The 20,630-nt window shown below is 55.4% G+C and carries 21 protein-coding genes; 13 read left to right on the top strand and 8 right to left on the bottom strand.

Annotated elements, in window-relative coordinates; genetic code table 11:
• Positions 1-68 precede the first annotated feature (68 nt).
• The 9 genes from fabZ (at position 69) to tilS (ending at position 11,586) form a co-directional block, all read left to right on the top strand.
• Entirely contained in the window at positions 69-524 is a 456-nt protein-coding gene (fabZ, locus tag OSH03_RS12675) for a 3-hydroxyacyl-ACP dehydratase FabZ (protein WP_010426706.1), read from the top strand.
• A gap of 3 nt (positions 525-527) precedes the next feature.
• Complete coding sequence (gene lpxA / locus OSH03_RS12670) at positions 528-1,316, top strand: acyl-ACP--UDP-N-acetylglucosamine O-acyltransferase (protein ID WP_063440167.1); 789 nt, start codon at positions 528-530, stop codon at positions 1,314-1,316.
• Positions 1,316-2,464 carry a lipid-A-disaccharide synthase gene (lpxB, locus tag OSH03_RS12665; RefSeq protein WP_253540784.1) on the top strand — a complete coding sequence of 383 codons (1,149 nt, stop codon included), beginning with the start codon at positions 1,316-1,318 and terminating at the stop codon, positions 2,462-2,464. Before lpxA ends, lpxB begins: the two co-directional genes overlap by 1 nt.
• The gene (gene rnhB / locus OSH03_RS12660; RefSeq protein ID WP_061099164.1) at positions 2,461-3,057 is read left to right on the top strand and encodes a ribonuclease HII; all 597 of its coding nucleotides are present in this window, start codon (positions 2,461-2,463) and stop codon (positions 3,055-3,057) included. The genes lpxB and rnhB overlap by 4 nt, the downstream gene beginning before the upstream one ends.
• A 38-nt stretch (positions 3,058-3,095) precedes the next feature.
• Positions 3,096-6,578 (top strand): DNA polymerase III subunit alpha, encoded by a 3,483-nt coding sequence (gene dnaE / locus OSH03_RS12655; protein ID WP_061099163.1) that lies wholly within the window; start codon positions 3,096-3,098, stop codon positions 6,576-6,578.
• Positions 6,579-6,590: 12 nt separating this feature from the next.
• Positions 6,591-7,550: an acetyl-CoA carboxylase carboxyl transferase subunit alpha gene (gene accA, locus OSH03_RS12650; RefSeq protein ID WP_013095666.1), complete on the top strand. Its 960-nt coding sequence runs from the start codon at positions 6,591-6,593 to the stop codon at positions 7,548-7,550.
• Positions 7,551-7,650: 100 nt separating this feature from the next.
• A complete protein-coding gene (locus OSH03_RS12645; protein ID WP_266179224.1) occupies positions 7,651-9,783 on the top strand; it encodes a lysine decarboxylase LdcC in 2,133 nt (710 codons plus the stop codon).
• A 65-nt stretch (positions 9,784-9,848) separates the two neighbouring features.
• Positions 9,849-10,238 carry a VOC family protein gene (locus OSH03_RS12640; RefSeq protein WP_151413529.1) on the top strand — a complete coding sequence of 130 codons (390 nt, stop codon included), beginning with the start codon at positions 9,849-9,851 and terminating at the stop codon, positions 10,236-10,238.
• Between the two features lie 58 nt (positions 10,239-10,296).
• Positions 10,297-11,586, top strand: coding sequence for a tRNA lysidine(34) synthetase TilS (tilS, locus tag OSH03_RS12635; protein WP_266179223.1), 1,290 nt, complete (start codon positions 10,297-10,299; stop codon positions 11,584-11,586).
• Positions 11,587-11,614: 28 nt separating this feature from the next.
• Here tilS and rof read toward each other — a convergent pair whose 3' ends face one another.
• Positions 11,615-11,875, bottom strand: coding sequence for a Rho-binding antiterminator (gene rof / locus OSH03_RS12630; RefSeq protein ID WP_028015593.1), 261 nt, complete (start codon positions 11,873-11,875; stop codon positions 11,615-11,617).
• The gene (locus OSH03_RS12625) at positions 11,862-12,062 is read right to left on the bottom strand and encodes a YaeP family protein (protein WP_008501889.1); all 201 of its coding nucleotides are present in this window, start codon (positions 12,060-12,062) and stop codon (positions 11,862-11,864) included. Before OSH03_RS12625 ends, rof begins: the two co-directional genes overlap by 14 nt.
• A 196-nt stretch (positions 12,063-12,258) precedes the next feature.
• Between OSH03_RS12625 and OSH03_RS12620 the strand changes: the two genes are divergently transcribed.
• From OSH03_RS12620 to nlpE, 3 genes are read left to right on the top strand one after another with little or no spacing between them, the layout of a single operon-like run.
• Positions 12,259-12,804, top strand: a complete 546-nt coding sequence (locus tag OSH03_RS12620; protein ID WP_061099160.1) for a YaeQ family protein — start codon at positions 12,259-12,261, stop codon at positions 12,802-12,804.
• Positions 12,801-13,223, top strand: coding sequence for an alternative ribosome rescue aminoacyl-tRNA hydrolase ArfB (gene arfB, locus OSH03_RS12615; protein ID WP_151413531.1), 423 nt, complete (start codon positions 12,801-12,803; stop codon positions 13,221-13,223). Before OSH03_RS12620 ends, arfB begins: the two co-directional genes overlap by 4 nt.
• A gap of 34 nt (positions 13,224-13,257) precedes the next feature.
• Positions 13,258-13,956 (top strand): envelope stress response activation lipoprotein NlpE, encoded by a 699-nt coding sequence (nlpE, locus tag OSH03_RS12610; protein ID WP_266179222.1) that lies wholly within the window; start codon positions 13,258-13,260, stop codon positions 13,954-13,956.
• A gap of 47 nt (positions 13,957-14,003) precedes the next feature.
• On the opposite strand, the gene proS is transcribed toward nlpE, so the two are convergent.
• From proS to metN, 6 genes are all read right to left on the bottom strand, one after another.
• Positions 14,004-15,722: a proline--tRNA ligase gene (proS, locus tag OSH03_RS12605; protein ID WP_163330364.1), complete on the bottom strand. Its 1,719-nt coding sequence runs from the start codon at positions 15,720-15,722 to the stop codon at positions 14,004-14,006.
• Between the two features lie 111 nt (positions 15,723-15,833).
• Entirely contained in the window at positions 15,834-16,541 is a 708-nt protein-coding gene (gene tsaA / locus OSH03_RS12600; RefSeq protein ID WP_061099156.1) for a tRNA (N6-threonylcarbamoyladenosine(37)-N6)-methyltransferase TrmO, read from the bottom strand.
• Entirely contained in the window at positions 16,538-16,942 is a 405-nt protein-coding gene (gene rcsF / locus OSH03_RS12595; protein WP_008501883.1) for an Rcs stress response system protein RcsF, read from the bottom strand. The genes tsaA and rcsF overlap by 4 nt, the downstream gene beginning before the upstream one ends.
• 106 nt (positions 16,943-17,048) lie before the next feature.
• Complete coding sequence (gene metQ / locus OSH03_RS12590) at positions 17,049-17,864, bottom strand: methionine ABC transporter substrate-binding lipoprotein MetQ (protein WP_014168729.1); 816 nt, start codon at positions 17,862-17,864, stop codon at positions 17,049-17,051.
• Between the two features lie 40 nt (positions 17,865-17,904).
• Positions 17,905-18,558, bottom strand: a complete 654-nt coding sequence (locus OSH03_RS12585; protein WP_003856130.1) for a methionine ABC transporter permease MetI — start codon at positions 18,556-18,558, stop codon at positions 17,905-17,907.
• Positions 18,551-19,582, bottom strand: coding sequence for a methionine ABC transporter ATP-binding protein MetN (metN, locus tag OSH03_RS12580; RefSeq protein ID WP_023334590.1), 1,032 nt, complete (start codon positions 19,580-19,582; stop codon positions 18,551-18,553). The genes OSH03_RS12585 and metN overlap by 8 nt, the downstream gene beginning before the upstream one ends.
• A 188-nt stretch (positions 19,583-19,770) precedes the next feature.
• Here metN and gmhB point away from each other — a divergent pair, with 188 nt between their 5' ends.
• The gene (gmhB, locus tag OSH03_RS12575; RefSeq protein WP_266179221.1) at positions 19,771-20,337 is read left to right on the top strand and encodes a D-glycero-beta-D-manno-heptose 1,7-bisphosphate 7-phosphatase; all 567 of its coding nucleotides are present in this window, start codon (positions 19,771-19,773) and stop codon (positions 20,335-20,337) included.
• Positions 20,338-20,630 lie beyond the last annotated feature (293 nt).

The following is a 20,630-nucleotide window of genomic DNA, read 5'->3' as shown; positions in this document are numbered from 1 at the left end:
TCGGCTTTCTAATAAACCGGCAGGCCGTGTTATTATTGTTATCAGTACATTTTGACAGGAAGAGTATTTTGACTACTGACACTCATACTCTGCATATTGAAGAGATTTTAGAACTTCTGCCGCACCGCTACCCGTTTTTGCTGGTAGACCGTGTGCTGGATTTTGAAGAAGGTCGTTTTCTGCGCGCAGTGAAAAATGTTTCCGTGAACGAGCCGTTCTTCCAGGGACACTTCCCGGGTAAGCCTATCTTCCCGGGTGTGTTGATTCTGGAAGCGATGGCTCAGGCTACCGGTATTCTGGCGTTTAAAAGCGTCGGTAAGCTGGAGCCGGGTGAACTGTATTACTTCGCAGGTATTGATGAAGCGCGCTTCAAGCGTCCTGTCGTACCTGGTGATCAGATGATCATGGAAGTCACTTTTGAAAAAACGCGTCGTGGCCTGACTCGCTTCAAAGGCGTAGCGCTGGTCGACGGCAAAGTTGTTTGCGAAGCGACGATGATGTGTGCTCGTAGCCGGGAGTCCTGATACGTGATTGATAAATCCGCCTTTATTCATCCTACCGCTATTGTGGAAACCGGTGCCATCATTGGTGCTAACGTCCACATTGGCCCGTTCTGTATTGTTGGACCCCATGTCGAAATTGGTGAGGGTACAGTACTGAAATCTCACGTTGTCGTGAATGGTCACACGACCATTGGCTGCAATAACGAGATCTATCAGTTCGCTTCCATCGGCGAAGTTAACCAGGACCTGAAATATGCTGGTGAGTCGACCCGTCTGGAAATTGGCGATCGTAACCGTATTCGCGAGAGCGTCACCATTCATCGTGGAACAGTGCAGGGTGGTGGGTTGACGAAGGTGGGCAGCGACAACCTGTTTATGGTAAATGCGCACATTGCGCACGACTGTACCGTGGGCGATCGCTGTATTCTTGCCAACAACGCAACGCTGGCAGGACACGTATCGGTTGATGACTTCGCAATTATTGGCGGCATGACCGCAGTCCATCAGTTCTGCATCATTGGTGCACACGTGATGGTCGGCGGATGCTCCGGTGTGGCGCAGGACGTTCCACCGTATGTGATTGCGCAGGGCAACCATGCCACGCCGTTTGGCGTGAACATCGAAGGCCTCAAGCGTCGTGGTTTTAGCCGCGAAGCGATTACTGCCATCCGCAACGCGTACAAGCTTCTGTACCGTAGCGGTAAAACGCTGGAAGAGGCGAAGCCGGAAATTGCCGAACTGGCGAATAAGCATCCTGAAGTGAACGCGTTCATAGAGTTCTTTGACCGTTCCACGAGGGGTCTGATTCGTTAATGGTCGACAGTCGTCCGCTTACGATAGCCCTGGTCGCCGGAGAAACCTCCGGCGATATTCTTGGTGCAGGTCTCATCCGTGCGCTTAAGGCGCGTGTACCCAATGCTCGCTTTGTGGGCGTAGCGGGCCCGCTGATGCAGGCAGAAGGCTGTGAAGCCTGGTATGAAATGGAAGAGCTGGCCGTTATGGGCATTGTTGAGGTGCTGGGGCGCCTGCGACGCCTGCTGCATATTCGTGCCGATCTCACCCGCCGCTTTACCGAACTCAAACCCGATGTGTTTGTCGGTATCGACGCACCCGATTTCAATATTACCCTCGAAGGTAATCTGAAAAAGCAGGGCATCAAAACCATTCACTACGTCAGTCCGTCCGTGTGGGCGTGGCGACAGAAACGCGTTTTCAAAATCGGGCGGTCCACCAACCTGGTGCTGGCTTTCCTGCCTTTCGAAAAAGCGTTTTACGACAGATTTAATGTTCCGTGCCGTTTTATCGGTCATACCATGGCGGATGCGATGCCGCTGGATCCGGATAAAAACGCGGCGCGTGACGTGCTTGGTATCCCGCATGATGTGCACTGTCTGGCGCTGCTGCCGGGTAGCCGGGGCGCGGAAGTGGAAATGCTCAGCGCTGATTTCCTGAAAACGGCGCAAATTCTTCGCAAGACTTACCCCGATCTTGAAGTGGTGGTGCCGCTGGTGAATGCCAAACGCCGCGAGCAGTTTGAGCGAATCAAAGCCGACGTTGCCCCGGATCTTCACGTCCGTCTTCTCGACGGGAAAGGGCGAGAAGCCATGTATGCGAGCGATGCCGCACTGCTGGCTTCCGGCACGGCAGCGCTGGAGTGTATGCTGGCGAAATGCCCGATGGTGGTCGGTTATCGCATGAAGCCGTTTACCTTCTGGCTGGCAAAACGTCTGGTGAAAACGGATTATGTCTCCCTGCCAAACCTGCTTGCCGGGCGCGAGCTGGTTAAAGAGCTTTTGCAGGATGAGTGCCAGCCGCAGGCGCTTGCGGATGCCCTGCTGCCGCTGCTGGCAAACGGCAAGACCAGCCACCAGATGCACGATACCTTCCGTGAACTGCATCAGCTGATCCGCTGTAATGCTGATGAGCAAGCGGCTGATGCAGTGCTGGAGTTAGCAAAATGATGGAATTTATTTATCCCCACACGCACCTCGTTGCCGGAGTGGATGAAGTCGGGCGCGGCCCGTTGGTCGGTGCCGTGGTGACCGCCGCGGTGATCCTCGATCCAACGCGCCCGATTATTGGTCTGAACGACTCAAAAAAACTCAGTGAGAAGCGCCGCCTGGCGCTGTTCGATGAAATTAAAGAGAAGGCGCTGGCCTGGAGCGTTGGGCGCGCAGAGCCGAATGAAATCGACGATCTGAATATTCTGCACGCCACGATGCTGGCAATGCAGCGAGCTGTTGCTGGCCTGAAGGTTGTGCCTGAATATGTGCTGATCGACGGAAACCGTTGCCCGGCGCTGCCGATGCCTTCTATGGCCGTTGTTAAAGGCGACAGCCGCGTCGCAGAGATCAGTGCAGCTTCTATTATTGCCAAAGTGACGCGCGACGCCGAAATGGCCGCGCTGGACCTCACTTATCCTCAGTATGGTTTCGGCCAGCATAAGGGGTATCCAACGGCTTTCCATCTGGAAAAGCTGGCTGAACATGGCGCAACCGAACATCACCGGCGCAGCTTTGGCCCGGTGAAGCGCGCGCTGGGACTGGTGTCCTGAATCAATACGCAAGCAATTAAGTAACGCGGAATCTGAAGATGGCTGAACCACGTTTCGTACACCTGCGGGTGCATAGCGACTACTCCATGATCGATGGGCTGGCGAAGACCGGGCCGCTGGTAAAAAAGGCGGCCTCTCTGGGCATGCCTGCGCTGGCGATCACCGATTTTACCAACCTGTGTGGCCTGGTGAAGTTCTACGGGACGGCGCATGGCGCGGGAATGAAGCCTATCGTCGGTGCGGATTTTCATGTGCAGAGCGATCTCATCGGCGATGAGCTGACGCAAATCTCCGTGTTGGCCATGAACAATACGGGCTACCAAAACCTCACCCTGCTTATCTCAAAAGCCTATCAGCGCGGTTACGGCGCGCTGGGCCCGTGGATTGACAGGGACTGGCTGGCTGAGCTGAACGAAGGGCTGTTGCTGATCTCCGGCGGCCGCATGGGCGATGTCGGCAAATCACTGCTGCGCGGTAACAGCGCGCTGGTGGATCAGTGCGTCTCGTTCTATGAAGAGTACTTCCCGAATCGTTACTATCTGGAGCTGATTCGAACCGGTCGCCAGGATGAAGAGAACTATCTGCACGCTGCTGTCGCGCTGGCTGAAGAGCGCGGCTTGCCCGTGGTGGCAACGAACGACGTGCGTTTCCTGGAGTCCGGCGATTTTGACGCGCACGAAATTCGCGTCGCTATCCATGATGGCTTCACCCTCGACGATCCAAAGCGCCCGCGCAACTACTCATCGCAGCAGTATATGCGCAGCGAAGAGGAGATGTGTGAGCTCTTCTCCGATATTCCGGAAGCGCTGGAAAACAGCGTAGAGATTGCCAAGCGCTGTAACGTGACCGTGCGCCTCGGCGAATACTTCCTGCCGCAGTTCCCGACGGGGGACATGACTACGGAAGATTTCCTGGTCATGAAATCGAAAGAGGGTCTGGAAGAGCGTCTCGAATTCCTTTTCCCGGATGAAGAAGAGCGTAAAAAACGTCGTCCGGAGTATGACGAACGCCTGGATATTGAACTCCAGGTGATTAACCAGATGGGCTTCCCCGGCTACTTCCTGATCGTAATGGAGTTTATCCAGTGGTCGAAGGATAACGGCGTTCCGGTTGGACCGGGCCGTGGCTCGGGTGCGGGCTCGCTGGTGGCGTATGCGCTGAAAATCACCGACCTCGACCCGCTGGAATTTGACCTGCTGTTCGAACGTTTCCTTAACCCGGAACGTGTTTCCATGCCCGACTTCGACGTTGACTTCTGCATGGAAAAACGCGACCAGGTCATCGAGCACGTGGCCGATATGTACGGCCGTGACGCGGTTTCGCAGATCATTACCTTCGGTACCATGGCGGCGAAAGCGGTTATCCGCGACGTGGGCCGCGTGCTGGGTCACCCGTACGGTTTTGTCGATCGTATTTCTAAGCTGGTACCGCCCGATCCGGGCATGACGCTGGCAAAAGCGTTTGAAGCCGAACCTCAGCTGCCGGAAATCTACGAAGCGGACGAAGAAGTTAAAGCGCTGATTGACATGGCGCGTAAGCTTGAAGGCGTGACGCGTAACGCCGGTAAGCATGCGGGGGGCGTGGTTATCGCCCCGACCAAAATCACCGACTTTGCGCCGCTCTACTGCGACGAAGCGGGCCAGCACCCGGTTACCCAGTTCGATAAAAACGACGTGGAATACGCCGGGCTGGTGAAGTTCGACTTCCTCGGCCTGCGTACGCTGACCATCATCAACTGGGCGCTGGAGATGATCAACGCCCGCCGCGAGAAGAACGGCGAGCCGCCGCTGGATATCGCGGCCATCCCGCTGGACGACAAGAAAAGTTTCGACATGCTGCAGCGCTCGGAGACGACAGCCGTCTTCCAGCTTGAATCCCGCGGCATGAAAGACCTGATTAAGCGCCTGCAGCCCGACTGCTTCGAAGATATGATCGCACTGGTGGCCCTGTTCCGTCCGGGCCCGCTGCAGTCAGGGATGGTGGATAACTTCATCGACCGTAAGCACGGGCGCGAAGAGATTTCCTACCCGGACGTGCAGTGGCAGCACGAAAGCCTGAAGCCGGTGCTGGAGCCAACCTACGGCATCATCCTGTATCAGGAACAGGTTATGCAGATTGCCCAGGTGCTTTCCGGCTATACCCTCGGCGGTGCGGATATGCTGCGTCGTGCGATGGGTAAGAAAAAACCGGAAGAGATGGCCAAGCAGCGCTCCATTTTTGAAGACGGGGCGAAGAAAAACGGCGTTGACGGCGAACTGGCGATGAAAATCTTCGACCTGGTGGAGAAATTCGCCGGGTACGGGTTTAACAAATCCCACTCCGCTGCCTATGCTTTGGTTTCGTATCAAACGCTGTGGCTGAAAGCGCACTATCCCGCTGAGTTTATGGCGGCGGTTATGACCGCCGATATGGACAACACCGAGAAGGTAGTCGGCCTGGTGGACGAGTGCTGGCGCATGGGCCTGAAGATCCTGCCGCCGGATATTAACTCCGGGCTCTACCATTTCCACGTCAACGATGACGGAGAGATCGTCTACGGGATCGGCGCGATCAAAGGCGTGGGTGAGGGGCCGATCGAGGCGATCATCGAAGCGCGTAACAACGGCGGCTACTTCCGCGAGCTGTTCGATCTCTGCGCCCGTACCGATACCAAAAAACTGAACCGCCGCGTGCTGGAAAAGCTGATCATGTCCGGCGCGTTCGACAGGCTGGGGCCGCACCGCGCCGCGCTGATGAACTCGCTCGGGGATGCGTTGAAGGCTGCCGATCAGCATGCAAAAGCGGAAGCCATTGGCCAGGCGGATATGTTCGGCGTACTGGCGGAAGAGCCAGAGCAGATTGAGCAGTCTTACTCTAACTGTCAGCCCTGGCCAGAACAGGTGGTGCTGGATGGCGAACGTGAAACGTTAGGTTTGTACCTGACGGGTCACCCGATCAACCAGTACATCAAAGAAATTGAGCGCTATGTCGGAGGCAACAGGCTAAAAGACATGCATCCGACAGATCGTGGTAAAATCACCACGGCTGCGGGGCTCGTGATTGCTGCAAGGGTTATGGTCACCAAGCGCGGCAATCGTATCGGCATCTGTACGTTAGATGACCGTTCCGGGCGTCTGGAGGTGATGCTGTTCACCGACGCGCTGGATAAATACCAGCAATTGCTGGAAAAAGACCGCATACTTATCGTCAGCGGACAGGTCAGCTTTGATGACTTCAGCGGGGGGCTTAAAATGACCGCCCGCGAAGTGATGGACATTGACGAAGCCCGGGAAAAATATGCTCGCGGGCTTGCTATCTCGCTGACGGACAGGCAAATTGATGACCAGCTTTTAAACCGACTCCGTCAGTCTCTGGAACCCCACCGCTCGGGGACCATTCCAGTACATCTCTACTATCAGAGGGCGGATGCACGTGCGCGGTTGCGCTTTGGTGCAACGTGGCGTGTCTCTCCGAGCGATCGTTTACTGAACGATCTCCGTGGCCTCATTGGTTCGGAGCAGGTGGAACTGGAGTTTGACTAATACAGGAATACTATGAGTCTGAATTTCCTTGATTTCGAACAGCCGATTGCTGAGCTGGAAGCGAAAATCGATTCTCTGACAGCGGTAAGCCGTCAGGATGAAAAACTGGATATTAACATCGACGAAGAAGTGCATCGTCTGCGCGAAAAAAGCGTAGAACTGACGCGCAAAATCTTTGCCGATCTCGGCGCATGGCAGATCGCCCAGCTGGCGCGTCACCCACAGCGTCCGTACACCCTGGATTATGTCCGCCTGGCGTTTGACGAATTTGACGAACTGGCAGGCGATCGCGCATACGCTGACGACAAAGCTATCGTTGGCGGCATCGCGCGTCTGGACGGACGCCCGGTGATGATCATTGGTCATCAGAAAGGCCGTGAAACCAAAGAGAAGATCCGTCGTAACTTCGGTATGCCAGCACCAGAAGGCTACCGTAAGGCCCTGCGTCTGATGGAGATGGCCGAGCGTTTCAATATGCCTATCATCACCTTCATCGACACCCCGGGTGCATACCCAGGCGTGGGCGCGGAAGAGCGCGGCCAGTCTGAAGCTATCGCCCGCAACCTGCGCGAGATGTCTCGCCTGAAGGTTCCGGTCATCTGTACCGTTATCGGTGAGGGTGGTTCCGGCGGTGCGCTGGCGATTGGCGTGGGCGATAAAGTGAATATGCTGCAGTACAGCACCTATTCCGTTATCTCTCCGGAAGGCTGTGCGTCCATTCTGTGGAAAAGCGCCGACAAAGCGCCGCTGGCCGCTGAAGCGATGGGCATCATTGCGCCGCGTCTGAAAGAGCTGAAGCTGATCGACACCGTTATCCCGGAACCTCTGGGCGGCGCGCATCGTAAGCCGGAAGTGATGGCTGCTTCCCTGAAAGCACAGCTGCTGGCCGACCTGGCCGATCTGGACGTCCTGAGCAAAGAAGACCTGCTCAACCGTCGTTACCAGCGTCTGATGACTTACGGTTACGCGTAAGCTTCACAATTATCTGAAAAGCCGCACTTTGTTGCGGCTTTTTTTATACCTGCCGTTTACCTTAACTATGCTTATCTGATGTTTTTCAAGGAGGTAAACCATGAACATCATTGCCATCATGGGGCCACACGGCGTCTTTTATAAAGACGAGCCCATCAAGGAGCTGGAGCAAGCCCTGAAAGCACGCGGATATCAGCTAATCTGGCCGCAGAACAGCGCCGATCTGCTGAAATTCATCGAACATAATCCGCGCATCTGTGGCGTGATATTCGACTGGGACGAATACGACATGGAGTTGTGCAGCGAGATAAACAGGCTGAATGAATACCTTCCGCTGTACGCCTTTATCAACACTCACTCCACCATGGACGTGAGCGCGCACGATATGCGCATGGCGCTGTGGTTCTTCGAATACTCGCTCGGCGTGGCCGAGGACATTGCGACCCGCATTCAGCAGTACACCGGCGAATACCTTGATAACATCACACCGCCGTTTACGCGCGCGCTGTTCACCTATGTGAAAGAGGGGAAATACACCTTCTGTACGCCGGGACACATGGCCGGAACGGCCTATCAAAAAAGCCCGGTGGGGTGCCTGTTCTACGATTTCTTCGGCGGCAATACCCTGAAAGCAGACGTGTCGATTTCAGTGACCGAACTGGGTTCTCTGCTGGACCACACCGGCCCGCATCTGGAAGCCGAAGAGTATATCGCCCGCACCTTTGGCGCCGAGCAGAGCTATATGGTAACCAACGGCACCTCAACCTCGAATAAAATCGTCGGGATGTACGCCGCGCCAACCGGAAGCACGTTGTTGATTGACCGTAACTGCCATAAATCGCTGGCGCACCTGCTGATGATGAGCGACGTCGTCCCGATCTGGCTGTCTCCCACGCGTAACGCGCTCGGTATCCTCGGCGGCATTCCGCGCCGGGAGTTCACGCATCAAGCCATCGAAAGTAAGGTTGCGGCGATCCCCGACGCAAGCTGGCCTGTCCACGCGGTGATCACCAACTCCACCTATGACGGTCTGCTGTATAACACGAACTGGATCAAGCAGACGCTGGACGTGGCGTCGATCCACTTCGATTCCGCGTGGGTGCCCTATACCAATTTCCACCCGATTTATTCGGGTAAAAGCGGCATGAGCGGTGAGCGCGTGCCGGGCAAGGTATTTTTCGAAACGCAGTCGACGCACAAAATGCTGGCCGCGTTTTCGCAGGCTTCGTTAATCCATATCAAAGGCGAGTACGACGAGGATACGTTTAACGAAGCCTTTATGATGCACACCACCACCTCTCCGAGCTATCCGCTGGTGGCCTCTATCGAGACGGCGGCGGCGATGCTGCGCGGCAATCCGGGTAAACGCCTGATTAACCGCTCGGTGGAACGGGCGCTGCATTTCCGCAAAGAGGTCCAGCGGCTGAAGGATGAGGCCGACGGCTGGTTCTTCGATATCTGGCAGCCGGAAGAGATCGACGAGGCGGAGTGCTGGCCCGTGGCGCCGGGAGAGAGCTGGCACGGCTTTCGGGATGCCGATGCGGACCACATGTTCCTCGATCCGGTGAAGGTGACGATCCTGACGCCGGGGATGGACGAACAGGGCGTGATGGGCGAGGAAGGGATCCCCGCCGCGCTGGTGGCGAAGTTCCTTGACGAGCGCGGCGTGGTGGTGGAAAAGACCGGCCCCTATAATTTACTGTTCCTGTTCAGCATCGGGATCGACAAAACCCGGGCAATGGGGCTATTGCGCGGGTTGATGGAGTTTAAGCGCGCCTACGATCTCAACCTGCGGGTGAAGAACATGCTGCCGGATCTCTACGCGGAAGATCCTGACTTCTACCGCACCATGCGTATTCAGGATCTGGCCCAGGGGATCCACAGGCTGATCCGCCAGCACGATCTGCCGCGCCTGATGCTCCAGGCGTTTGACGTCCTGCCTGATATGAAGCTGACGCCGCACAAGGCCTGGCAGCGGCAGGTGAAAGGTGAAGTCGAAACCGTTGAGCTGGAAAATCTGGTCGGGCGGGTATCGGCCAACATGATCCTGCCGTATCCGCCGGGCGTGCCGCTGCTGATGCCGGGTGAGATGATTACCGAGGAGAGCCGGGCGGTGCTCGATTTCCTGCTGATGCTCTGTTCGGTAGGGCGTCACTATCCGGGCTTTGAAACGGATATCCACGGCGCGAAACGCGATGAAAACGGCGTGTACTGGGTGCGAGTCCTAAAATAAAGGTGACCGCTTGCCTGGTGTGGCTTTTCGGTTGTAACGTTCAGGCATCATAAAAAGGAGAAGCTATGCTGGGTTTAAAAGCGGTTCACCATATTGCGATCATTGCCACCGATTATGCGAAAAGTAAGGCCTTCTACTGCGACATTCTTGGCTTTACGCTCATGAGCGAGGCCTACCGCGAGGAGCGCGACTCCTGGAAGGGCGATCTCGCGCTAAATGGGCAGTATGTGATTGAGCTGTTCTCTTTTCCTTTCCCGCCTTCGCGTCCGTCCCGCCCGGAAGCCTGCGGCCTGCGTCATCTGGCTTTCAGCGTTGATGACCTTGATAGCGCAGTAAAACATCTGGAAGCGCACGGCGTGACGTGCGAACCCGTTCGCGTCGATCCGTTTACCGACAAGCGCTTCACCTTTTTTAACGACCCGGATGGCCTGCCGCTGGAGCTTTACCAGCAGTAATGTTTGTCCTGTGTGATAATGCCCGCTCAGTTCGGGCATTTTTTATGTGTAATTTCCTATGACCTTACCCGCTATCGCACAAGCCATTTCACCGTACCGCCAGCTGCTGGTGGGGTTTAGCGGTGGCCTGGATTCCACCGTGTTGCTGCATCGCCTTAAGCTCTGGCGCGACCGGGATCCTGGCGTCCAGCTTCGGGCTATACACATCCATCACGGGCTAAGCCCTCATGCAGAGGAGTGGGTGGCGCACTGTGAAGCCCTGTGTGAGGCGTGGGCTATCCCGCTCGTCGTTGAGCGCGTCACCCTTGCTGATGAAGGGCTGGGTATTGAAGCGCAGGCGCGTAAAGCCCGCTATGCCGCTTTTGCCGGCGTATTGCTGCCCGGCGAGGCGCTGGTCACGGCGCAGCATCTGGACGATCAGTGCGAAACCTTTTTGCTGGCGCTTAAGCGGGGCAGCGGACCCGCAGGGCTTTCCGCCATGCCGGCGCGTTCTGATTTTGCCGGAACGCAATTATTGCGTCCGCTGCTTGGCGAGACCCGCGCGTCGCTGGAAGCCTGGGCGCGGGAGCATCAGCTGAGCTGGATCGAAGATGAGAGCAACCAGGACGACAGCTACGATCGTAACTTCCTGCGTCTGCGCATCCTCCCGCTATTGAGCGAGCGCTGGCCGCATTTTGCCGACGCGACAGCAAGAAGCGCCATGCTGTGCGCCGAACAGGAAAGCCTGCTGGATGAGTTGCTCAGTGAGGAGCTGTCTGACCTGATTTCAGAAGACGGGGCGCTGGCAATTGCGCCTCTGGAGGCGATAAGCCCGGCGCGTCGGGCCGCGCTGTTACGCCGCTGGCTTGCCACTCATCATGCTCCGATGCCGTCGCGGGCAATGCTGAGCCGTATCTGGGACGAAGTCGCGCAGGCGCGGGAAGATGCTTCCCCCTGCGTACACCTGAGTGGATATGAGGTCAGACGCTATAAAGGCAAACTCTGGTGGGTAAAATCCTCCCCCTCGCTGACCGATGTGGTGCTCCACTGGCCCTCACCAGAGGCACCGCTGATATTGCCCCAGGATGCGGGGAGCGTCTCTCTGATGCCGACGGGTCATGTGCGTCTGCCAAACCCCGGTGAAGCGGTCAGCGTGCGCTTTAAGGCTGGCGGCTTGCTGCATATCGTCGGACGCAACGGGGGAAGGAAGCTGAAAAAGATATGGCAGGAGTGCAACGTGCCGCCGTGGCTGCGCGACACCACGCCGCTGCTGTTCTACGGTGAAACGCTGATTGCTGCTGCAGGGGTGTTCATCACGGAAGCGGGTTGGACAGAAGAGGGGGTCTGCTTCGAGTGGCGGAAAGCGTAACGGGCAGCCCGGCTGCCCGTTAATGTCATCAGGATTCGCTCACCACGACGGTGCCGATTTGCGGGTGGCTGAAGCTGGCAATTTTGTCCAGACGCAGCTCGCGCGTCGCACCGGCATCTTCCACGACCAGGTATTCCACATTCTTGCGTGAAAGCAGATCGCTGGCCTTCGCCTTCAACACTTCGCCATCTTTTAGCTCCAGCGTCAGTATTAAATGATGCTGGCAGGCGAGTTCGAGGTTGTCATAGTCATCACAATTGATGGGTTGATAAGTATCATTCATCGACATAATCGCTCACCAGTAAATTCGCCGCAGCATACGCTGCTTTTTCCCTGACCGACTCTGAAAGGCTCTCATCAGAGGCCACTTCATTAAGCACCTTCAATACACAGCCCAACGCGTCCGGGACATACCCCAGATCTCCGCTGGCGATTTCCGCATACCGTTTGCGAATTAACTCACAATAATTATTCACATCCCCTCCCGCCAGCGCACTGACTTACTGTGAGATCTCATTAAGCCTACGAAGATAAACTCGGTTTAGCAAGGTGACTATACCATACTCATTTAAGCAATATCAGCGCCTTGATAGCGGTGTATTTATTACTCCGTAACAGCCTTTTGCCTCCGTTTTCGCTACAATGTGCGGCTGATTCGAATGGAGTTCTCTCATGGCGCTGAAAGCGACAATTTACAAAGCAGTGGTCAACGTGGCCGATCTTGATCGCAACCAGTTTCTGGACGCGTCGCTTACGCTGGCACGCCACCCCTCCGAAACGCAGGAGCGTATGATGCTGCGCCTGCTGGCGTGGATTAAGTACGCCAACGAACGTCTGCAGTTTACCCGTGGGTTAAGCGCGGAAGACGAGCCTGAAGCCTGGCTGCGCAACGACCATCTGGGGATCGATTTATGGATTGAACTCGGTCTGCCGGACGAGCGCAGGATTAAAAAGGCGTGTACTCAGTCTGCGGAAGTGGCGTTGTTCGCCTATAACCAGCGCGCGGCGGAGATTTGGTGGCAGCAAAATAAGAATAAATGCGCGCAGTTTAAAAATCTCGCCGTCTGGTATCTGGATGATGAACAGCTGGCGCAGCTGAGCGAGTTTGCCAGCCGGACGATGGCGCTGCAGGCAACGATTCAGGACGGAGCCATCTGGCTTTCTGATTCTCAGAATAATCTGGAAATTCATCTGACGGCCTGGCAGCCTGCGTCATGATCGTCCTGTCCCGAAACGTCAGCATCCCTGATAACGAGCTGGAGATCGCCGCCATCCGTGCTCAGGGCGCGGGCGGGCAGCACGTTAACAAGGCTTCGACGGCTATCCATTTGCGTTTTGACATTCGGGCCTCAAGCCTGCCAGAGTATTATAAAGAAAGTCTGCTTGCCGCCAGCCATCACCTGATCACCAGCGATGGCGTGATTGTGATCAAAGCCCAGGAGTACCGCAGCCAGGAGCTCAACCGGGAAGCGGCGATAGCCAGGCTGGTGGCGGTTATCAAAGAGTTAACGGCAGTACAAAAAAGCCGCCGGGCAACGCGGCCAACTCGCGCATCGAAAGAGCGTCGGCTGTCCTCGAAAGCCCAAAAATCCACAGTGAAAGCATTACGCGGTAAAGTTCGTCGCCCGATGGAGTGACGAAAGGGAACACAATTTTCATAAGGAATTCATTGTGAAAAAAGCATTATTTTCAGCGCTGGCAGTGAGTACGCTGTTTGCGCTTTTCGGGTGTAACAACCGTTCTGAAACGCAGGTTTTGCAGCCAGCGCAGAATGAAGAGTTAAAGCCAATGCAGCAGAGCTGGCGCGGCGTATTGCCCTGCGCGGACTGCGAAGGCATTGAAACGTCACTGTTCCTGCAAAAAGACGGTACCTGGGTGATGAACCAGCGCTATCAGGGCGCGAAAGAACCTTCTTCATTTGCGACTTACGGGACATGGGCGCGTACGGCTGAGAAACTGGTCCTGACGGATACCTCCGGTGACAAAACCTGGTTCCGCCCTAAAGGCGAGAACATGGAAATGCTCGACCGGGAAGGCAATCCGATTGAATCCCAGTTCAACTACACGTTGACGCCGGTGAAAGCGGCGCTGCCTGCCACGCCGATGGCGATGCGGGGGATGTATTTCTATATGGCGGACGCGGCGATCTTTACCGACTGCGCTACCGGTAAGAAAGTTAGCGTGGCAAACAATGCGCAGCTTGAACGTGATTACGCCGTGGCGCGCGGCAACGACAGCAAGCCAATATTGCTGACGGTTGACGGCCACTTTACGCTGGAGCCAAACCCGGATAGCGGGGAGATGGTGAAAACGCTGGTGGCAGATAAAGACGCGAAGTTTGTCGCGGGTAAAGACTGTAGCAGCAAATAAGCTGACGTTGAGCCATTAAAAAACCCCGCCAGAGCGGGGTTTTTTGTTTAGCCTTTGATGGCTTTCACCAGGTAATCAAGAATATCGCCGGTCTTGATCATCTGTTTTTCGCCGCTGCGACGGTATTTGTATTCAATCTCATCGCTGTCGAGGTTACGGTCGCCGATGACGACGGTGTGCGGAATACCGATCAGTTCCATATCGGCAAACATCACGCCCGGACGCTCTTTACGATCATCCATCAGTACTTCAATACCCTGAGCGCGCAGCTCGGCGTACAGCTTTTCGGCCAGCTCCTGCACGCGGTAAGACTTGTGCATGTTCATTGGCAGAATAGCCACCTGGAACGGCGCGATATTGTCCGGCCAGACGATGCCGCGCTCGTCGTAGTTCTGCTCGATGGCCGCAGCCACCACGCGCGTCACCCCGATACCGTAGCAGCCCATGGTCAGGATCTGGTTACGGCCATCTTCACCCTGAACGGCGGCGTTCAGCGCGCGAGAGTATTTATCACCCAGCTGGAAGATGTGGCCCACTTCGATGCCGCGCTTGATCATCAGCGTACCCTGGCCGTCCGGGCTTGGGTCGCCTGCAACCACGTTACGGATGTCAGCCACTTCCGGCGTCGCCACGTCGCGATCCCAGTTGATGCCGAAGTAATGCTTACCGTCGATGTTAGCACCCGCAGAGAAGTCGCTCATTGCAGCAACCGTGCGGTCAATAACAACCGGCACAGGCAGATTGACTGGACCCAGTGAACCTGGACCGGCATTCACCACGGCGCGGATTTCCGCTTCCGTTGCGAACGTCAGCGGGCTGGCTACCTGCGGCAGCTTTTCGGCTTTCACTTCGTTCAGTTCATGATCGCCACGCACCAGCAGGGCAACCAGCGGGTAAGCGCTGCCTTCGGTGGATTTCACCAGCAGCGTTTTCACGGTTTTTTCAATCGGCAGACTGAACTGCTCAACCAGCTCGGCGATGGTTTTCGCGTTTGGCGTATCAACCAGCGTCATCTCTTGCGTTGCCGCACCGCGAGGTTCTTTTGGTGCCAGCGCTTCTGCAAATTCGATGTTCGCCGCGTAGTCTGAAGAGTCAGAGAAGATCACATCGTCTTCACCGCTCTGCGCCAGAACCTGGAACTCATGGGATGCGCTACCGCCGATGGAGCCGGTATCAGCCTGCACCGCGCGGAAATCCAGACCCATGCGGGAGAAGATTTTGCTGTAAGCCTCGTACATTTTGTCGTAGGTCTCTTGTAGCGACTCCTGTGAGGTATGGAAAGAGTAGGCGTCTTTCATCAGGAATTCGCGAGAGCGCATCACGCCGAAGCGTGGGCGCACTTCGTCACGGAACTTGGTCTGGATCTGGAAGAAGTTCAGCGGCAGCTGTTTGTAAGAGCTCAGCTCATTACGAATCAGATCGGTAATCACTTCTTCATGCGTAGGACCGAGAACGAACGGACGCTCGCCGCGATCGACGAAGCGCAGCAGTTCTGGGCCATATTGCTCCCAACGGCCGCTCTCCTGCCACAGGTCAGCGGGCTGAACCACGGGCATGGACACCTCGATAGCACCGGCGTTGTTCATCTCTTCACGCACGATGTTTTCGACTTTTTTCAGGACGCGCACGCCGGTCGGCAGCCAGGTGTATAACCCGGAGGCCAGCTTGCGGATCATCCCGGCGCGCAGCATCAGCTGATGGCTGATCACTTCGGCGTCGGCAGGTGTCTCCTTCAAAGTGGAGAGCAGATATTGGCTAGTACGCATGTTGTTACGGTTCCATTTCGACGATTGGAACAGGCTGAAACGCCAGCCTGACACAAAAAAGTGGTTTAGTTTACCAGTGTGGCAAAGATGCCAAAAGAGAGGAGAACAAAATTACCTGGGTTCAAGGGCAAACACTTCGAAACCTGCCCCAGTAACGCGCCAGCGCACGTTAAAATCCAGCAGCCAGACGGCGTACGTCTTTCCTGCTTCCTCTTCTTTACGGTAGGCCGGGCGGGGATCCTGTGCCAGAACTTCAGTAATGAAATCCCGTAAGCGAGGATAGCGTTTCTCCAGCTGACTCAGCTGCAGGGCGATCTCAGGCGTAAACGAGACTGGCATATCCGCCTGCGGTGCGTCCTGAGCGTAGCTTGCGCGCGCATCCGGGAGGGCTTCGGCGAAAGGCAAATAGGGTTTGATATCGATAACCGGCGTGCCGTCCACCAGGTCCAGGCTGCCCAGCTCAAGGATGACCTGATCCTTCTGGCAGCGTATGCCTTTCAGTTCAACCAGCGACATCCCGATCGGATTTGGACGGAAGGTCGAGCGAGTTGCAAACACGCCCATTCTCGCATTTCCGCCCAGGCGCGGAGGACGCACGGTGGGACGCCAGCCGCCTTCCATTGTCTGGTGAAAGACAAATACCACCCATAAGTGACTGAAAGACTCGAGCCCGCGTACCGCATCAGCCTGGTTATAAGGCGCCTGAAGATGAAGCTCGCCGCTGCCGCTGGTGACCAGACCGGGCTGGCGGGGCACGGCGAACTTCTCTTTGTACGGAGAGTGAATAACCCCTATTTGCTCAAACTGAAACGCACTCATTTCGCCGTAATGTTCAGCGCAGAACCGATGCAAACCGCCTGACGGTAGCAGCCCGGCGTGCCGCTGGTGACTTCGCAGCTGTGCAGCAGCACCGCGTTAGCTTTCATTTTTGCGGCGTTAATCTGCATGCGTTTGCGCGCTGTTGGGATATTCGGTGGAGAGTCCTGATTGGTTGCCTGACAGGATTCGCCGCTCACTTCACCCAGTTCACGGAACGGTTTGCCGACCAGTTCGTCAGCCTTGGTGATAATGCGAACCGGCGCAGGGCGAACCACTTTCGGTTTTGCAGGCTCTGTTTTTGGCGGGGTTGCCGTGCTTTGAACGGGTTCAACAGGAGATCTGCTTAGCATAGAACAGCCGCTCAGCATGAGTGCTAAAAGACAGATCGGTAAAGCACGCATAATAATTCCTCAATGGATAATCAAAACGTCAGATATTGAATCAGGTGACTGCACAAATGACAAGACGGGCATAAGCCCGTCCTGATGATATTACACTGAGGTGAGATTACCAGCCTTTAACAGCGCCGCCGTTAAACACTTTGTTGGCTTCCTGGTAAACTTCGTCTGACTGATAGGCCTGAACGAACTTCTTCACGTTTTCCGCGTCTTTGTTATCTTCGCGAGTCACGATCAGGTTAACGTACGGGGAGTCTTTATCTTCAACGAAGATACCGTCTTTCGCTGGCGTCAGGCCAATCTGGCTGGCGTAAGTGGTGTTGATAACGGCCAGGGCAATCTGCGCATCGTCCAGAGAGCGCGGCAGCTGCGGTGCTTCCAGTTCAACAATTTTCAGATTTTTCGGGTTCTCGGTGACATCCAGAACGGTTGGCAGCAGGCCAACGCCGTCTTTCAGTTTGATCAGGCCCACTTTCTGCAACAGCAGCAGGGAACGACCGAGGTTGGTTGGATCGTTAGGCACGGCTACCTGAGAGCCCGGCTGCAGTTCGTCCAGTGATTTAATTTTCTTGGAGTAGCCGGCAATCGGGTAAACGAAGGTGTTACCTACACCCACCAGCTTATAGCCGCGATCTTTGATCTGCTGATCCAGGTATGGCTTATGCTGGAAGGCGTTGGCGTCGATATCGCCTTTGCTCAACGCTTCGTTCGGCAGAACGTAATCGTTGAAGGTCACCAGTTCAACGTCCAGACCGTATTTTTCTTTCGCCACTTTCTGAGCAACTTCAGCAACCTGCTGTTCTGCACCTACGATAACGCCCACTTTAATATGGTTTGGATCTTTTTCGTCCTGACCGCAACCCACCAGTGCCAGAGAGCCAATCAGCGCGCCTACTGCTGCGAAGGTCTTTAATTTAAACGCCATGTTTTATCCTTAACTCGTCGAGTTTGTGTTGTGTGTAACGTTATTTGTGAGTAACAGCCCGGACGATGCGATCGCCAGAGAACTGGATTAAGTAAACCAGAACAACCAGCAATACCAGAACGGTATTCATCACGGTAGCGTTATATCCAATATAGCCGTACTGGTAACCAATCTGACCTAAACCGCCAGCGCCAACAGCACCGCCCATTGCGGAATAACCGACCAGCGTGATGAGCGTGATAGTTGCCGCGTTCACCAGGCCCGGCAGTGCTTCGGGGAGCAGGACTTTGCGCACGATCTGCATCGGCGTGGCACCCATCGCACGGGAAGCTTCGATCAAACCGGTTGGGATCTCCAGCAGGGCGTTTTCCACCATACGGGCGATAAACGGCGCTGCGCCTACGGTCAGCGGAACGATGGCCGCCTGCAGTCCAATAGACGTACCGACGATCACGCGGGTAAACGGAATCATCCACACCAGCAGAATAATGAACGGTATGGAACGGAAGATATTCACCAGCGCGGAAAGCGTACGGTAGAGCTTCGCGTTCTCAATGATTTGACCCGGACGCGTCACGTACAGCAGTACGCCTACCGGCAGGCCAATCACAAAACCAAAGAAACCCGATACGAAGGTCATTGCCAGCGTTTCCCAAACGCCGCGAACCAGTAGCCACATCATCGGCTCAGACATAACCCAGTACCTCTACTTTTACATGATGTTCTTGCAGCCAGGCGATTGCGGCCTGGGTTTCTTCTTGGGTGCCGTGCATTTCCGTCAGCATGATGCCGAACTTCACGCCGCCGGCGTAATCCATCTGCGCGCTAATAATGTTGTTGTTCACGTTAAAGCGACGCGCGGTTTCGGAAAGCAGAGGGGCATCAACGGACTGACCGGTGAATTCCATACGCAGCATCGGGACGCTGTCAGCCGTAGGTTCGGTTTTCAAACGCTCCAGATAATCTTCTGGAATATCCAGATGCAGCGTGGACTGAATAAACTGCTGTGCCAGCGGCGTTTTCGGATGGGAAAATACTTCGCTTACCGTGTCCTGCTCGATCAGCTCGCCGTTACTAATGACCGCCACGCAGTCGCAGATGCGTTTCACCACGTCCATCTCGTGCGTAATAAGGAGGATCGTCAGGCCCAGGCGACGGTTAATGTCCTTCAGCAGCTCCAGAATAGAACGCGTGGTGGCCGGATCCAGTGCGCTGGTGGCTTCGTCGCACAGCAGTACTTTTGGGTTGCTGGCCAGCGCGCGGGCAATAGCGACACGCTGCTTCTGCCCACCGGACAGGTTTGCCGGGTAGCTATCATGCTTATCACCCAGACCCACGAGGTCCAGCAGTTCGGTAACGCGACGCTTCACTTCTTCTTTTGGCGTGTTATCCAGCTCCAGCGGTAACGCGACGTTGCCGAACACTGTGCGGGAAGCCAGCAGGTTAAAGTGCTGGAAGATCATGCCAATCTGGCGACGCGCTTTAGTCAGCTCTTTTTCTGAAAGAGCGGTAAGTTCCTGACCGCCAACTTCTACGCTGCCCTGGGTTGGGCGCTCAAGCAGGTTAACACAACGGATCAGCGTGCTTTTACCTGCACCCGATGCGCCAATGACGCCATAAATTTGACCAGCAGGAACATGCAGGCTGACATTGTTCAGCGCCTGAATGGTTCGGTTCCCCTGCTGGAACACTTTGGTGATATTGGAAAGTTTAATCATTAGATTATTTTTATCGTATGTAAGTTAGCCGTGGCATTTTCTTCTGCCAGATACGGGTGATGACCGTAAACAAAACGGATGTTAAGGCATCCAGACGTCTAAATCAATCCAACTCTGTATGATGAGCACTTTATTGCGCTGCGATTCATGAGATACTAGCTCAACAGGCCTTTTTCAGGAGCAAACCGGTGGCAAAATCAGTACCCGCAATTTTTCTCGACCGTGATGGCACTATTAATGTGGATCACGGTTATGTGCATGAGATCGATGAGTTCGAATTTATCGACGGCGTTATAGAGGCAATGCGCCAGCTAAAAGAGATGGGCTATGCGCTGGTGGTGGTCACCAATCAGTCTGGTATTGCGCGTGGTAAGTTCACCGAAGCGCAGTTTGAGACGCTGACGGAATGGATGGACTGGTCGCTGGCCGATCGCGGGGTCGATCTTGATGGCATCTATTATTGCCCGCACCACCCGCAGGGAACCGTGGAAGAGTATCGTCAGACCTGTGACTGCCGTAAACCGCATCCAGGCATGTTTAACTCGGCACAGGATTTCTTGCACATTGATATGGCTGCTTCCTATATGGTGGGCGATAAGCTGGAAGATATGCAGGCAGCCGCTGCGGCGGGAGTGGGTACCAAAATATTAGTACGCACCGGTAAGCCCGTAACGCCAGAAGCCGAAAGTGCAGCGGATTGGGTGATAAATAGCCTGGCAGAGCTGCCAAAAGAGATAAAAAAGCATCAGAAATAGCCTTTTTGGCGAAAAGGTGAGCGGTCGAAATAAAAATGCATATTTCCGCTTGTCATTCCTCGGCAGCTCCCTATAATGCGCCTCCATTGACACGGCGGATGTGAATCACTTCACAGACAGCCCGGTCGGTTGAAGAGAAAAATCCTGAAATAACGGGTTGACTCTGAAAGAGGAAAGCGTAATATACGCCACCTCGCAACGGTGAGCGAAAGCCGCGTTGCAACTGCTCTTTAACAATTTATCAGACAATCTGTGTGGGCACTCAAAGTGACATGGATTCTTAATGTCTTCGG

The organism is Enterobacter nematophilus (genome assembly GCF_026344075.1).
Taxonomy (GTDB): Bacteria; Pseudomonadota; Gammaproteobacteria; order Enterobacterales; family Enterobacteriaceae; genus Enterobacter; species Enterobacter nematophilus.
Note: the sequence above shows the minus strand (reverse complement) of the source record. Positions and strands in the feature narration are given on the sequence as shown.

What these genes read in the sequence shown, in the direction of transcription:
- lpxB (WP_253540784.1), top strand. Translation starts at nt 1,316, where the DNA reads ATGGTCGACAGTCGTCCGCTTACGATAGCCCTGGTCGCCGGAGAAACC.
- rnhB (WP_061099164.1), top strand. Translation starts at nt 2,461, where the DNA reads ATGATGGAATTTATTTATCCCCACACGCACCTCGTTGCCGGAGTGGAT.
- dnaE (WP_061099163.1), top strand. Translation starts at nt 3,096, where the DNA reads ATGGCTGAACCACGTTTCGTACACCTGCGGGTGCATAGCGACTACTCC.
- accA (WP_013095666.1), top strand. Translation starts at nt 6,591, where the DNA reads ATGAGTCTGAATTTCCTTGATTTCGAACAGCCGATTGCTGAGCTGGAA.
- OSH03_RS12645 (WP_266179224.1), top strand. Translation starts at nt 7,651, where the DNA reads ATGAACATCATTGCCATCATGGGGCCACACGGCGTCTTTTATAAAGAC.
- OSH03_RS12640 (WP_151413529.1), top strand. Translation starts at nt 9,849, where the DNA reads ATGCTGGGTTTAAAAGCGGTTCACCATATTGCGATCATTGCCACCGAT.
- tilS (WP_266179223.1), top strand. Translation starts at nt 10,297, where the DNA reads ATGACCTTACCCGCTATCGCACAAGCCATTTCACCGTACCGCCAGCTG.
- rof (WP_028015593.1), bottom strand. Translation starts at nt 11,875, where the DNA reads ATGTCGATGAATGATACTTATCAACCCATCAATTGTGATGACTATGAC.
- OSH03_RS12620 (WP_061099160.1), top strand. Translation starts at nt 12,259, where the DNA reads ATGGCGCTGAAAGCGACAATTTACAAAGCAGTGGTCAACGTGGCCGAT.
- arfB (WP_151413531.1), top strand. Translation starts at nt 12,801, where the DNA reads ATGATCGTCCTGTCCCGAAACGTCAGCATCCCTGATAACGAGCTGGAG.
- proS (WP_163330364.1), bottom strand. Translation starts at nt 15,722, where the DNA reads ATGCGTACTAGCCAATATCTGCTCTCCACTTTGAAGGAGACACCTGCC.
- tsaA (WP_061099156.1), bottom strand. Translation starts at nt 16,541, where the DNA reads ATGAGTGCGTTTCAGTTTGAGCAAATAGGGGTTATTCACTCTCCGTAC.
- rcsF (WP_008501883.1), bottom strand. Translation starts at nt 16,942, where the DNA reads ATGCGTGCTTTACCGATCTGTCTTTTAGCACTCATGCTGAGCGGCTGT.
- metQ (WP_014168729.1), bottom strand. Translation starts at nt 17,864, where the DNA reads ATGGCGTTTAAATTAAAGACCTTCGCAGCAGTAGGCGCGCTGATTGGC.
- OSH03_RS12585 (WP_003856130.1), bottom strand. Translation starts at nt 18,558, where the DNA reads ATGTCTGAGCCGATGATGTGGCTACTGGTTCGCGGCGTTTGGGAAACG.
- metN (WP_023334590.1), bottom strand. Translation starts at nt 19,582, where the DNA reads ATGATTAAACTTTCCAATATCACCAAAGTGTTCCAGCAGGGGAACCGA.